The organism is Krasilnikovia cinnamomea, assembly GCF_004217545.1.
Lineage (GTDB): Bacteria > Actinomycetota > Actinomycetes > Mycobacteriales > Micromonosporaceae > Actinoplanes > Actinoplanes cinnamomeus.
Window position 1 is genome coordinate 151,866 of record NZ_SHKY01000002.1, and the last position, 12,485, is coordinate 164,350.

Genomic DNA, 12,485 nt, shown 5'->3' on the forward strand with positions numbered 1-12,485 from the left:
GGATCAGCCCATGAGTGTGGGAACCTGGGACGACCGCGACTATCCGGTGCTCGCGGCCGCGGTTGCGCTGTGCGATCCGGATCAGTTCGAGCAGGCTCGCGACGATGCCATCGAGCGCCAGACCGGGTTTGATCAAGCGACGGTCCAGGCGGCGCTTCGGGCCCTTCGCAACGAGGATCCGCCGTTGTTCAAGCAGTTCGAGGACGGCGATGGCCGGATCATGTCGGTCCGGTTCCCCACGGGCGAGGCGCGGCGGCGGGTGGGGCTGTGGCCGGTGATACCCGACGTCTTGATCCAGACGCTGGTCGAGCTCGCCGAGCGGGAGCAGAACGACGAGAAGAAGTCGCTTCTTCGCAAGGTGGTTGACCTGCTCAGGGACACCCCGAAGGCCGCGGTGGCGGCGGCTGCCGGTGTGGCCGTCAAGGCCCTACTCGGTGGCGGATAGGCGCCGCCTGCTCTTAATACATCGAGATGTGTACGTGGTTGGTGTGCCAGCCCGAGGGGTCGTTGCCGCCGAACGGGTTGTTGTAGGCGTGCCAGCCTTGGGTCTGGGTCCAGATCATGCGGAACCAGATTACGTACTTGATGCCGAGGCGGTCGGCGTTGGAGACCGCCCAGGCGGCCATCGCGTCGCCGCGTGCCTTCTGGGCTCCTGACGCTTCGCCGCCGGAGGTCATCATGAAGTCGCAGGCGCGGCCCTTGGGGTGTTCGCCGTGGTCGTCGACGCGGTAGCAGCCTGGCTTCGGGAAGCCGGCCGCGGTGGCCTGTTGGACGAGGTGCAGCGTGCGTGGGGTGAGGCAGCCGGCGCCGGTGGTCGGATCGGGGACGATGCTGCAGCTCTCTTCCGGCCAGGTTCCGTCAGGGTTGCGGGGGGCCGGCTCAGCCGTGCCCAGTGCCATGTCGGCGCAGCCGAGTCCAAGGTCGCCGCTTGGCCCCTGCGCGTTGACGAGCGCGGTGGCCAGGGGCTCGTGCTTGGCGTAGGCGTCGGGGTAGGCGCTGATCTGCACGGCCTGGGCGGCCTCGGTGAGCGGGATCGTGGCCCAGTCGGCGATGGTGATGAGCTTGTCGTAGAACTTGCCGGCGGCATAGACCGGGTCGAGGATCTGCGCCGGGGTGCCCCAGCCGGCGCTGGGGCGTTGCTGGAACAGCCCGAGCGAGTCGTGGTCGTTGTTCGCGCCGAGGTCGCCGAGGTTGTGCAGGTTGGACTCCTGCAGGGCGGTCGCGATCGCGATGACCCAGCCGCGGGCCGGGACCTTCTTCTGCCGCCCGACGGCGATGATCATGGCGGCGTTGTGGCGTTGCTCGTCGTTGAGGTCGCCGACCTTGGGCGACGACAGGTCGGGGTCGACGCTGACGTCGCAGCCGGCGGAGGCGCTGCTGGTCAGCATCCGGTAGCCGCCGCCGATCACGCCGGTGCCGACGCAGCACAGCACGGTGAGCACCGCCGCGATGACGGCGGCGGTTCGCAGCCTCATCGGGCCGGGATCCAGTCGAGGGTGTGGACCAGCCAGCGGCCCTGGTACAGCAGGGTCAGGTGCAGGGTGCCGGCGTCGGTGGTGATGCGGGCGTCGGCGCCGCCGGGGATGGCCGTGATCTGGGGCGTGCGGGTGACCTTGTCGGCGGGCACGCCGGCCGGGTCGGCGTGGCGCAGCTTGCCGGCCAGGACGGGGGTGCTCAGGGCGGCCAGCCGCGGCGCCCAGCTGGTGGCGTCGGCGCCGGTGTGCCGGGTCCAGGATCGGGCGAAGCGACTGGTGGCCGCGGCCGCGGCGGCGGTGTCGAGGTCGTGGGTGGAGTCGTCGTCGATGTCGTCCGGGGAGATGGTGGCCGCGACCGGCGGCGTGACCCGGGCCGGCGACGAAATGGCCGCGTCCGCCGAGGGCGTTTCCACAGCGGTGGCGGTGCCGCCGGTCGGTAGGGGTGCCGAGGTCATGGCGGCCGAGGGTGCGGGGGCGTCGTCGGTGCCGGCCAGGCGCAGCAGCCCGATGACGGCGGCCGCCGCGATCGCTAGCACGAGCGCGACCCGGCGGGCGTTCACGCGTTACCGCTTCCGCCGCAGGTGGGGCACTCGCGGTCCTCGAAGTCATCGGCCGACTCAAGGTAGACGCTGATCGTGCCCTCGCCGTCGCAGGTCGGGCAGGTGCCGGCCGGCTCCGGGCGCCGATCGACCGGGAAGGGGTCGCGCTGGTAGCCGCCGTCGTCGCGCTCCTCGCCGGTAAAGCCGCGCCGGAACTCCCGGCCGAGGACCTGTACCCGTTGGAAGGCCCGGCCCGCGTTCGCGTCGAGGGTGCGCACGTCGCGCCAAACACCGCGCACGCTCCAGCCGCGGCCGCCGATGCCCATGCCGCCTATCCCGGATCCGCCGATCTTGGCGCGGTCGAGGCGGCGTACCGCGAACCGGACGTGCGAGCGGGTGCTCTGGCCTAGACGGCGGTGGCAGGCGAGCAGGATGACCGCGACGATGTCGACCAGCAGCAGCCTCAGCAGAAACCCGGTGCCCTCGACGGCTGTGAGCGCTCCGGTGGTGACCAGGAAGAACGACAGGCTGGCGAACCCGATGACGATGGCGGCCAGCACCGTGGCGGTGGAGCCGACCCACAGCCACAGGGCGCGCCGGCCGGGGCCGCCTAGCAGCGACGCCGGCAGGGCCAGGACCAGCAGGATCGCGAGGACGGCCAGGGCGATCTGCCCGCCGAGCAGCGGGATGACCACGCCGACGACGACGTAGCACAGCATGATCAGTGAGCCGATGAGGACCAGGATCGAGCCGACGATGCGGGTGCCGGTGTCCTGGCGTAGGTGCTCGGCCAGGCGCGGGTCGCACTGCTTCATCAGGTCGTACATGGGGCTCTCGTCGTCCGCGTGCTCCGTTTTGAGGATCTTGTTGTAGGTGTCCAGGCAGGGGTGCGCGCCGTCGCCGGTGTCGTCGAAGATCACGCCGTAGGCGAGCTGTTCGTGGGGCTGGCGCACGAAGGTGTCGATGACGGCGTTCTGGAACGGGGTGATGATGTTGTCGGGGGTCAGCTGGCCGGTGTTGGTCGCCGGGCCGGTGTCGTCCAGGGGCAGCGCGGCGAAGGTGATGCCGACGTCGCGGGTGGAGCCGAGCAGGCCGTCGTCGCCGAGCACGGTGTCGGCCGGCGCGGCGAGCACGACGCCGCTGATCGCGGCCAGGCAGAAGGAGATGAGGATTTCGCCGGCGCCCTTGCCGACCCGGCCGCGCAGGGCGGCGAAGCCGAACCAGAACACGCACAGCATCAGCGCGAGGGTGGGCAGGCCGAACCGGTCGACGACCTGGGTCTGATACTTCTGGGCGATCTGGGCGACCGGGCCGAGCATCGCGTCGGCCACGCCGAAGTTGACGCTGACGCCGAGCAGCCAGCAGGCCACCCACACGATCATCGAGTTCAGGCTGAAGATCCAGTCGGCGACCATCGTGGCGAGTTTGACGTCGCCGTGGGTGAGGCTGTCGGTCATGCCGTGGTAGCCGGAGTCGAAGTAGTAGCTGTCGAGGGGGTTGCCTTGGCGGTCGATGACGGTCGAGCCGCCGCCGAAGAAGGTACCGGGCTTGGTGTAGCTGGTCAGCTGGTCGCACGGCACGATCGGGCTGGTCGGTGGCAGTGGGGCACCGGTGCCGGGACCGGCGGGGCCGGGCTGTTCCACATAGGGTTTGCCGGAGCCGACGTAGCACATCGCGTCGCCGGGGTCGGCGGCCGCGGGGCTGGTCGGCAGCCACGCGACGAACACCGCGGCGAGGATGACCATGGCGCGGTACAGCCACCGCCGGCCGCGGCCCGCAGCGGTGATGGTCGCCTTGGTGGTGGTCATGGTCGGCTCGTTTCGGTGTCCGGGGTGGTGCGGATGGCGGCCTGCAGCCGCGGCATCGGTGGGATGAGCACCCGCAGCCGGCCCAGCCGCTGGTGGATCTTCGCGATGAACTCGCCCTCGCGGCCGGGCTGCACGACCGCGTCGCCGCTGGCCGGGTCGATGTGCGACAGCGGCGACAGGTCGTCGGTGATGGTGCGCAGCAGCCGGGCCCGCACGTCGGGGTCGGACACGCCGAGCGCGTCGACGTAGCGGTTCGCGAGGCGCCGGTTGCGTTGCCGGCCGATGAAGGTCGCCGAGAGCAGCCCGAGCAGGGTGTCGTCGCCGGTGTCGTCGGGGTCGTGACCGGCGAGCAGGATCCCGGCGTGGTTCTTGCGGCCGTCGCGGATCAGCTCGAGGACGGTGTCGTAGCCGGGCGAGCCCTCACCTTCGCGGGTCAGCCAGTAGCACTCGTCGGCGTGGACCAGGACGAATCGGGGGTCGCCGAACGCGACGGTCTTGGCGAGCTGGGCGCTCAAGGTGAGTACCGCCCGGCCGAACAGCGCCGCGAACGGCAGCTTCGCCGCCTGCAGGTCCGAGCGCAGCTCGTGCCGCTTGGGCAGGGCCATCTGGTGGGTCGCGAACACGATGTGCGCCGCGGTCAGGTCCAGCGCGGGCAGGTCGGGGTCGAAGATGACCGCGCACACCGGACGGCGTGCGGCAGCGGACAGCTGCCGGGCCAGCGTCCCGGCCGCCGTGCTGCCGCGTTCGGCGTCCTCGGCCAGGGCCTGGATCAGCACGCTCATGCTGCGTTTGGCATCCTCGGCGATGCTGGCCAGGGCCTCGGCGAGCACGGTGCCGGTCTCGCTGGTGGCGTCGACGCCGAGCAGCTGCGCGACGAACGTCTCCGCGGCGGTGATCCCGTCGAGGCCGGCCAGCACCCGCAGCGGATCGAGGGAGAACGCGGTGGGGCGGGCCAGGTCGACGACCTGCACCGCGTGGTCGCCGAACACGGCGCGCAGGAACACCGACTGCTCCTGGGTGCGGGTGCGGTCCCAGCCGATGGTGCGGCCGCCGCCGGCGCCGACGTCGGCGAGGATCTTCTTCAGCGTGACGGACTTGCCGGCGCCGAGCTCCGCGAACAGGCCGAGGCTGGCGGAGATGTCGCGCTGGGTCCAGCCGGCGATGTTGAGCTGGACCGGCTCGGCCAGGCCGCCGTCGGCGGTCAGCCCGAGAACCTGCCCGGTGCGGTCGCCGAGTCGGCCGCCGACCAGCGGCATCGCCTTGGCCAGGTCGTCGGCCAGCAGGTACTGCCGGTAGTCGTCGACGACCCGGGGCGGGGGCACGCCGGGCAGCATCGCGGCGTAGCAGGCGATCTGGTCGCCGGTCGGACGCACCGCGATCAGGTCGTCGGAGAAGGTGAGCCGCAGCGCCTCGGCACGTTCCTCGCACTCGGTGCGGTTGGCGCCCCACACGCCCAGCACGACGCTCATCTGGAATTCGACCTCGGCCTGGTTGGCGTCCAGGCTGGCCTGTTCGTCGGCGAGCTGTTGCTGGCCGGTCAGCACCCAGTCGGGCACGTCCTCGGTCAGGCCGGGGTCCTCGTTCTCGCCGGGGGTGTACTCGCCGAGCTGGTCGGCGAGCTGCCGGCGCTTGCGGCCGACCTTGGTCTTGGCCTCACCGCCGGGCAGCACCGTGGCCCGGATCGCCCAGTCGACCGGGAACGGCACGTCCTCGTGCAACCCGGCCAGCCACTCCCCGCCCGGGAACAGCCACTCGGTGGGCAGGTCCGACAGGACCAGGAACGCCTGGTGGGAGACCCCGGCGTCCGGGGTGGTGATCCGCACGTACCGGTGGCTGAACGGGTTGCCACCGGTGGCCGGGCCGCCGTCGCGCAGCCAGCGCATCCCCGACTCGAGCAGTGAGCTGCGCCCGGCCGGGCGGGTGCCGGCGGCGGCCGCGGCCCGGCCGCCCTCGTCCAGGTGGACCTCGCCGAGCGCGGCGTAGCTGGGCACCCGCAGCCGGCCACCGCGCCAGGTCGCCTCGGCCCGGCCCTGCCGGCGCGCGGCGGCCAGCTCCGGTTCGCCGGCGGTGCCGCGCCGCGGTGCCCGCCGGTGGATCCACAGCACCTCGTCCGGGGTCGCCGGGGTCAGCCCGGTGATCGCCCGGGTGACCTTCGTGGCCTGCGCCGAGCGGGCCCGGACCTCGGCCAGCGACGGCGCGGACGGGGCCAGCCCGAAGCTGCGGGCGAACTGCGACCCGGCGCCGGCGAGCGCACCGACCGCGGCGGTCAGCGTGTTGCCGTGCGGCAACGGCAGCGCCAGCCAGTAGGAGCGCTCGCGCAGGTCGGTGCCGGACAGCAGCCGCCGGTACGCGGCGGAGATCTCGGTGTAGACCGGGTGCCGGGCGGCGTCGATGCCGGCCAGGGTGCGCCGCGCGGTGTCATCGGCGCCGACCCGGCCGCACAGGCTCAGCAGCAGCGGCTCGCCGCGCAACGCGCGCAGCAGGGTGGCCGCCGACCGGCCGTAGGAGACCTTGTCCTCGGCGGTGGCGTACCGGTACGGCACCGGGTCGACCCGCCACAGTGCCCACACGCTGCCGTCGTGGGTCCAGGCCAAATTGCCGACGACCGCGCGCAGCGGCTCGGCGGGCAGGGCGGCGCCCAGCATCAGCGGCCTCCGTTCTCGGCGGCCGCGGCGAGCAGGTCGGCCAGGCCGACCGTCCGCGGCCGCGGCGCGGCCGGGCGGGCCCGGACGGCCGCCACCGCGGCGGCAGCGGGCTGCACGGCCAGGACGGACGGGTCGGGCAGCTCGGCGACGACGAACCCGCGCCCGGCCAACCTCACCGGGGCGGGCAGCCGGTGGGCGCGGCCGCGCAGGTAGCCGGCGCGGGCCTGCAGCACGTAGGTGGCGGCGGCCAGCAGCGTGCGGACCGGGTCGCGGCCCTCGATGCGGGTCCGGCGGGCCGCATACGTCAGCACCGCCGGCAGGCCGACACCGATGACCAGGTTGAGCGGCCCGAAGTGCGCCCACACCGCCCGGGTCTTGACCAGCAGCACGATGCTGCCGACCAGGATGGTCAGCTGGGTCAGGGTGTACGGGCCCAGCGGCAGCGTCCACCGGCTGCCGGGCCACTTACGAATCAGGTACGGCTGGCGCCGACCGGCGGTGTACGAGCGGCCGACGGCGGTGTGCCGCTGCTCGGCGCCGGCCATCAGATCTCCCGGCCGGCGTCGACCACGGCCACCATCGAGGCGGGGGCGGGTGCACCCACGACCTCGGTCCCGAACATGCGGGCGAGCGCGTCGACGTTGGTCAGCAGCATGTAGACGACCGCCGCGCCGATCGCGAAGACGATCAGCTTGCGGATGCCGCCCCGGGTCATGATCAGCAACCAGACCCCGAAGCCGAAGACCAGGGTGAGGAAGACGACCGGGATGGTGGTGCTCAACCAGTTGGTGGTGTTGTCCACCCAGTTGGTGATGTCGCCGGCCAGCACAACGGGTTCCACAGCGGAGCTCCTTTAGCGGGGGGTGCCCGGCGTACCCGACGCCGGGGCGGATGGGGCGCCCGTGCGGGCGGACGGGGCGATGACGGCGGGCCGCGTCGACGAACTGGGGGTCGGCGTCGGGACCGCCGGGGTGGTGTCGATGGCGGTGATCTCCCACCGGCCGCCGCGGACGGCGAGGGTCAGGGGGTAGGTCAGTCGCCACTCCCCCGGCTGGTCACCGACCTTCGCTGCGACGGTGGCCAGCAGCTGCACCCGGGTGCCGTCGGCGGGCAGGGTTTGGCCGGTGCCCACCTCGGCGTCCTTGAGCGCGGACAGCCGCTCGACGCGGACCGCCGTGTACGGCGCCGGGGTGACCGCGGCGATGGTGGTGCCCGGGGCGAGGTACCGCTCGATCTCGGGGCCGCCGGCGAGCAGCGCCGTGAAGAACGGGTTGAGGGTGTCCGGGATCGGCTGGCCGGTCACCGGCAGTGCTCGCCCGTACGCCAGCTCCTGCCGGCCGGCGGGGGCCAGGCCGGCGACCTGCGCGGGCAGTGTCGGCGCCGCCCATCCGGCGCAGGTCCCGCCGGCGGCCGCCCCGGCGGCCGGCCGGGTGAGGGTGACGGCGAAGAACTGCACGCCGGCGCCGGTGCTGCGGCCCTGCTTGTCGAGGGTCACCACGTCGGCGCCGATCACGTACGACCAGCCCGCCGTGCTGGCCGGGTCGGCCTGGGCGCTGACGGTGTAGGTGCGGGTTGCGGCGCGTTGCCGGGCCGGCAGCCGCGGCACGTCGGCGCTGACCAGCGTGCCCAGCGTCGTGGCGTCCCCGGCCAGCCAGGCGCTGACCAGCAGTTCGGCGCAGCCGCCCGGCGGCGCGGCCGCCACGAGTGGGACAGCGGGCGCGGCGGCAGCGGGCGCGGCGCGGCGGCTGCCGAGGTTGGCCAGGCCGAGCACGCCGAGCGCGACCGCGCCGATCAGCAGCGTCCACAGCAGCCCGTGCACGCCGCGGCTGGTGGCGGCCTGGGTACGGCTGGAGCCGCGCAGCCCGTCGACCGGCCAGTCGTCGAGGGTCTCGGCCGGAGCCGGCTGCGGGGCGCGGCCGGCAGCGGGTGGTGGTGCGGCGACGAAGGTCGGCACCTGGCGGGCCGGGGGGCGGCGCATCAGGCCACCGCCAGCCGGCGCCGGGTCTGCGGCATCGCCGCGAGCAGCACGGCCAGGTCCACGGCGGCGAGCTCGTCGAACACGGCGAGGGCCTGGCGGGCCGGCCCGTGCAGGAACGTGTCGAGGCGCTCGAGGAGGGGCCGGTCCAGGGCCCGCCGGGAGGCGAGCAGCTCGTCGAGCAGCAGCCGTAGCTCGGTCTCGGTCTGCGTGATGTGGGCCAGCCCGGCCGCTACCTGGTGCAGGTCGTCGTCCACGGCGCGTGCCTCCTTTCGGAAAGTGCCTCTACCTACACCAAGCGCATCGGGGACCGTCTGGAGTACAACCCGCAGGTCAGGCCGCGTTGGTAAGGGCGTCGCGGAGGCGCGCTTCGGCGTTGTTGCGCAGCGTGAACAGCCCGGTCGCGGAGCGGCCGAGCCGGCCGGTGAGCTGCCGGACGGGGATCTCGTCGACGCGGTGCGCCGCCAGCAGCAGCGCCTCCTCGGCCGACAGCACGCCACGGGTCTGCGCCCACACGAACAGGTCGATGACCTCGACGCGTTCGTCGGCCTCCCGGCTCGCGGCCTGGTCCGTCTCGTCGTCCGGCAGCGGCTGCAGCCCGACCGGGACCTCCCCGCGGTCGTGGCGGGCCGCGCGGCTGAGCCGCTGCTGGCAGTCCAGCAGCAGGTTCGCGGCGATGCGCCGCGGCCGCCGCCGCCACGGGTAGGTCCGGATCAGGGCAGACAGCTCCGCCAGGACGTCCGCCTGGGCGCCGATCGGGTCGCCGGTCACCGCGGTGATGCGCTGCGCGAGCCGGACCGCGCCGGCCATCAGCAGCTGTAGCAGCACCCGGGCGGCCAGGGGGTCGTCGCCGCCGTCGCGGGCGGCGAGGCGGGCCAGCGCGGCCAGGATCGCGTCGGAGCGGTCTTTGTCGCTGCGGTCCTCGGTGGCCGTCTGCAGCGCCGCCAGGTCGGCGTAGCCGGCCAGCGCCGGGTAGGCCGCTGTCCACCGGGCGAGGGCCCGGCCGGTCGCCGACGCCGCGGTCAGCGCCTGCCACTCGTCTTGCATCTGCCGAACCAGTCCCTGTCGCATGTCGACCTCCCCCGCTCTGCGCTGCTGGGGAGAAGCCTGCTGAGCAGGTGTTATGCGACCTGTAGGCGTTGCTGTGCCCGGCGGTGTTGCCAGGTGTTTCTACCCACGACACCCGTTACCGCCCGGCCCGCCGACACCGCGGCGGCCCGCCGTAGGCGCTGACCTGGGCAGAAACACCCCCGAGAACCGGCCCACCTGGGTAGAAACACCGCCCGGTCCCGAGCCACGGCTAGGGCTTGGCCGCAGCCTCGGACCGGGTTGCGGACCTGCGTACTGGTGTCCGCCCGGCCGCGAACACCCGGCGTCGGCTGGCGCCGTGGAGCCGTCCACCGCCGGGCCGCGCACTCTGGACGGGCCTTGGTCCTCGAGGGCGCCGAGGGCTTCTACCGGGGCAGGCGGTCGCCGGACGCGGCCAGCCGGCCGGGTCGGCAACGCGGATCTCAGGGCTTGCTACCCCCGGGCGGCCGCGGTTGCGAGGCGCCGTTTGCTACCCCCGCTCGGCGGTTGCGACCCCCGACTTGCGACCCGCCGGCACGGGGTTGCGACCCGGACTTGCGACCCCGCCGGCACCCGGTTGCGACCCTGCCGATCGTGGACTTGCGAGCCTCGCCGAGGCAGTGGTTGCTACCCCCGCCGGCCGGGCTTGCGCCCTCGGCACCCGGGTTGCTTTCTATCGGCGCGTGACCATGGGCGGCGCCCGGCGGCTGCGGTTGCTAGCTGCGCCTGACGTCGATGTGCGACCCCGCCGAGCCGGGGGTGTTTCTACCTCGCAACGGCAGGTGTTTCTAGGCGATTGACCTGCTGTTTTCTACCCTGGACTCCGGTCGCCGAGAGTCGCCTCGGCGCCCCGCCCTGGTGGGTTTCTAGCTTGCCGGCCCGGGGTATTTCTACCTTGCCTGCCCGGTGTTTCTACCCTCGCAGCCTGCGGATTTGCGACCCGCGGGCCGGCCGCTTGCGACCTGCCGATCGTGGACTTGCGACCCTGCCGACGGCTGGTTGCTACCCCGACTTGCGACCCCGTCGAAGCGGGTTGCTACCCCCGGACTTGCCACCTCGTCGGCGCTGAGTTGCGAGCCTGCCGATCGTGGACTTGCGAGCCTGCGCCGGTGAGCGGTTCGCGACCGGAGAGGGTTGTCGGCCGGAGTCCGGGATGGGCCGGCAAGGCGGTGTCCCGGCCGGGCGGGCCAGTCGAGCGCAGCCGGGGGCATTCGGGTTGGATGCCGAGTGCCGGTGCCGAGCTCCTGACCCGCCCTGGACGGAAGATCAGCCTGCCAGGGCCGGCTCGCGGTCGTCCTGGTCTCTGGCAACCGCGGCGGCGCCGGTGTCGGTCGACACGACCGCCACGGTGCCGGCCGACCTGGACGACTGCGCCGGCACGGTTGGTACGGGCGGGCCGGCGCTCGTCACCTGGCCGGTGTCGGCCTCAGCGGCTGGCGCCGTTCCCTCCTTGACCCGCAGTTCCTGCAGGCGCTCGGCCGTGAGCAGCCCGTCCTTGCCTGCCTTGCGGATCTTGCTGATCGTCCGCGGTGCCACGGACAGGCGGTCGGCCAGCTCCTCGTTCTTGGCATCAGGGTCGGCCTGCATCGCCTGCCAGATGGTCAGCCACTGCTCGTAGAACTTCACCGTGGCCGGGGTGTCCACCACGGTCGTGTCGGCCGGCTTCACCGCTTTGCGTGCCGCGTGCCGGCCCCCTGCGGCCGGCGCGACGGTGCTGACCGCAGCGTCGTCTCGCTGCCCGGCGTCGGGCTCGACCGGCGACGAGCTGGTCGAGGTGGGCACGGCCGGCGCCGCAGCTGCTGCTGGGATCAGCGCAGCCAGGACTGCGGGGTCGGTGAGCCGCTCGACCTGCCCGGCCTGGCCAACCCGCCGCTGGACCTCCAGGAACTCCTCCGGGGTCGCCGCCAGGCTCAGGAGCGCGAGCTTCGTCGACGTCCTCGTCTTCTGCTTCGGGGTCAGCGGGGTGTTGTGCAGGCGGTGGGCCAGCATCGTCATCTTGTGCAGGCGCCGCTCCGCTGCCATCCGGTCCAGGTCGGGATCGTCGTCCGGGATGATCCAGCCGCGGCGCTCGGCGATCCGGCGTGGGGAGTGCGCGAAACGGCCGCGGCGCACGCGCCGGCCGGCGGCGGTCAGCGCCGCCCACCACATGAAGAAGATGATGCAGGGGATCGCCAGCCGCAGGATCTGCTCGGTGGTCGTGTGCGCGTTGCTGGCGACGACCACTCCGGACATCACGGCGATCACCGCCGCCACGTGCAGCATCGGGCCCGTGTCACCCGGCGTGATCACCTTGCCGTCAGGCCCGTACACGGTGCTGCTGCGGTACTGGTCCGCCGCGATGCTGGTCGCGGTCAAGAAGCAGATCTCGAACACCGCGAACACCAACACTGCGAACAGCGGCGGCAGTGCGAGGTCGCCGACCGCGATTCGCCACATGCCCTCGGCGTTGAGCATCAGCGCCAGGTTCATTGACGCCGCCAAGGCCATCGGCCGTAGCGGGCGACCGGTGCGCTTGACCCACACGATCATGACCAGCAGCAGCGCCATGCCCATGACGCCGGCTACCGCGAGCAGCGGCACGGCGTAGTCGGACAGGAACGTGGTCAGGTCCGTCCAGCTCACCGTGCGTCTCCTTCCTCGACCATGTCCGGCAACCCGGCCAGCTGCGCCGCCTTCTGACGTTCGTGGCGCAGCTGCGCCAGGTACGCCGGCAACTGGTCGCGGTTACTGATCGCCAGCAGCAGCAACGCATCGATCAGCTCGTGCTTGTTGATCCGGGCGCCGCGTTGCAGCCACTCCTCGTCGACAGCGGCGTCGAACCGCTTCTCGATGTCGGCGCCGTGGTACAGGGTGTTGCGCTTCATCTCAGGGAAGGTCGGGCTCTCTGTCACCGGCGCGTTCATGGCCACTCCCCCGCGTTCGCGAACAAAATCATGATCGCGGAAGCGTATAACACGTTGGACCTGGCGTACGCG

At 72.8% G+C, this 12,485-nt stretch carries 12 protein-coding genes; 1 reads left to right on the forward strand and 11 read right to left on the reverse strand.

Going from position 1 to position 12,485, the window contains the following annotated elements; genetic code table 11:
* Positions 1-10 precede the first annotated feature (10 nt).
* Complete coding sequence (locus EV385_RS33520; RefSeq protein WP_130513853.1) at positions 11-445, forward strand: hypothetical protein; 435 nt, start codon at positions 11-13, stop codon at positions 443-445.
* Positions 446-458: 13 nt separating this feature from the next.
* Here EV385_RS33520 and EV385_RS33525 read toward each other — a convergent pair whose 3' ends face one another.
* The 11 genes from EV385_RS33525 to EV385_RS33575 form a co-directional block, all read right to left on the reverse strand.
* The gene (locus EV385_RS33525; protein WP_130513854.1) at positions 459-1,475 is read right to left on the reverse strand and encodes a VldE C-terminal domain-containing protein; all 1,017 of its coding nucleotides are present in this window, start codon (positions 1,473-1,475) and stop codon (positions 459-461) included.
* A complete protein-coding gene (locus EV385_RS33530; protein WP_130513855.1) occupies positions 1,472-2,035 on the reverse strand; it encodes a hypothetical protein in 564 nt (187 codons plus the stop codon). The genes EV385_RS33525 and EV385_RS33530 overlap by 4 nt, the downstream gene beginning before the upstream one ends.
* Positions 2,032-3,822, reverse strand: coding sequence for a DnaJ-like cysteine-rich domain-containing protein (locus EV385_RS33535; RefSeq protein WP_130513856.1), 1,791 nt, complete (start codon positions 3,820-3,822; stop codon positions 2,032-2,034). Before EV385_RS33535 ends, EV385_RS33530 begins: the two co-directional genes overlap by 4 nt.
* On the reverse strand, positions 3,819-6,467 hold the full coding sequence (locus tag EV385_RS33540; RefSeq protein ID WP_130513857.1) for an ATP-binding protein: 2,649 nt from the start codon (positions 6,465-6,467) through the stop codon (positions 3,819-3,821). Before EV385_RS33540 ends, EV385_RS33535 begins: the two co-directional genes overlap by 4 nt.
* Entirely contained in the window at positions 6,467-7,012 is a 546-nt protein-coding gene (locus tag EV385_RS33545; RefSeq protein ID WP_130513858.1) for a hypothetical protein, read from the reverse strand. Before EV385_RS33545 ends, EV385_RS33540 begins: the two co-directional genes overlap by 1 nt.
* Complete coding sequence (locus tag EV385_RS33550; protein ID WP_130513859.1) at positions 7,012-7,308, reverse strand: hypothetical protein; 297 nt, start codon at positions 7,306-7,308, stop codon at positions 7,012-7,014. Before EV385_RS33550 ends, EV385_RS33545 begins: the two co-directional genes overlap by 1 nt.
* A 12-nt stretch (positions 7,309-7,320) precedes the next feature.
* The gene (locus EV385_RS33555; RefSeq protein ID WP_130513860.1) at positions 7,321-8,445 is read right to left on the reverse strand and encodes a conjugal transfer protein; all 1,125 of its coding nucleotides are present in this window, start codon (positions 8,443-8,445) and stop codon (positions 7,321-7,323) included.
* Positions 8,445-8,699 carry a hypothetical protein gene (locus EV385_RS33560; RefSeq protein ID WP_130513861.1) on the reverse strand — a complete coding sequence of 85 codons (255 nt, stop codon included), beginning with the start codon at positions 8,697-8,699 and terminating at the stop codon, positions 8,445-8,447. Before EV385_RS33560 ends, EV385_RS33555 begins: the two co-directional genes overlap by 1 nt.
* 76 nt (positions 8,700-8,775) lie before the next feature.
* Complete coding sequence (locus EV385_RS33565) at positions 8,776-9,513, reverse strand: hypothetical protein (protein WP_130513862.1); 738 nt, start codon at positions 9,511-9,513, stop codon at positions 8,776-8,778.
* A gap of 1,263 nt (positions 9,514-10,776) precedes the next feature.
* Positions 10,777-12,132 carry a helix-turn-helix domain-containing protein gene (locus EV385_RS33570; protein ID WP_130513863.1) on the reverse strand — a complete coding sequence of 452 codons (1,356 nt, stop codon included), beginning with the start codon at positions 12,130-12,132 and terminating at the stop codon, positions 10,777-10,779.
* Complete coding sequence (locus tag EV385_RS33575; RefSeq protein ID WP_130513864.1) at positions 12,129-12,413, reverse strand: hypothetical protein; 285 nt, start codon at positions 12,411-12,413, stop codon at positions 12,129-12,131. Before EV385_RS33575 ends, EV385_RS33570 begins: the two co-directional genes overlap by 4 nt.
* Positions 12,414-12,485 lie beyond the last annotated feature (72 nt).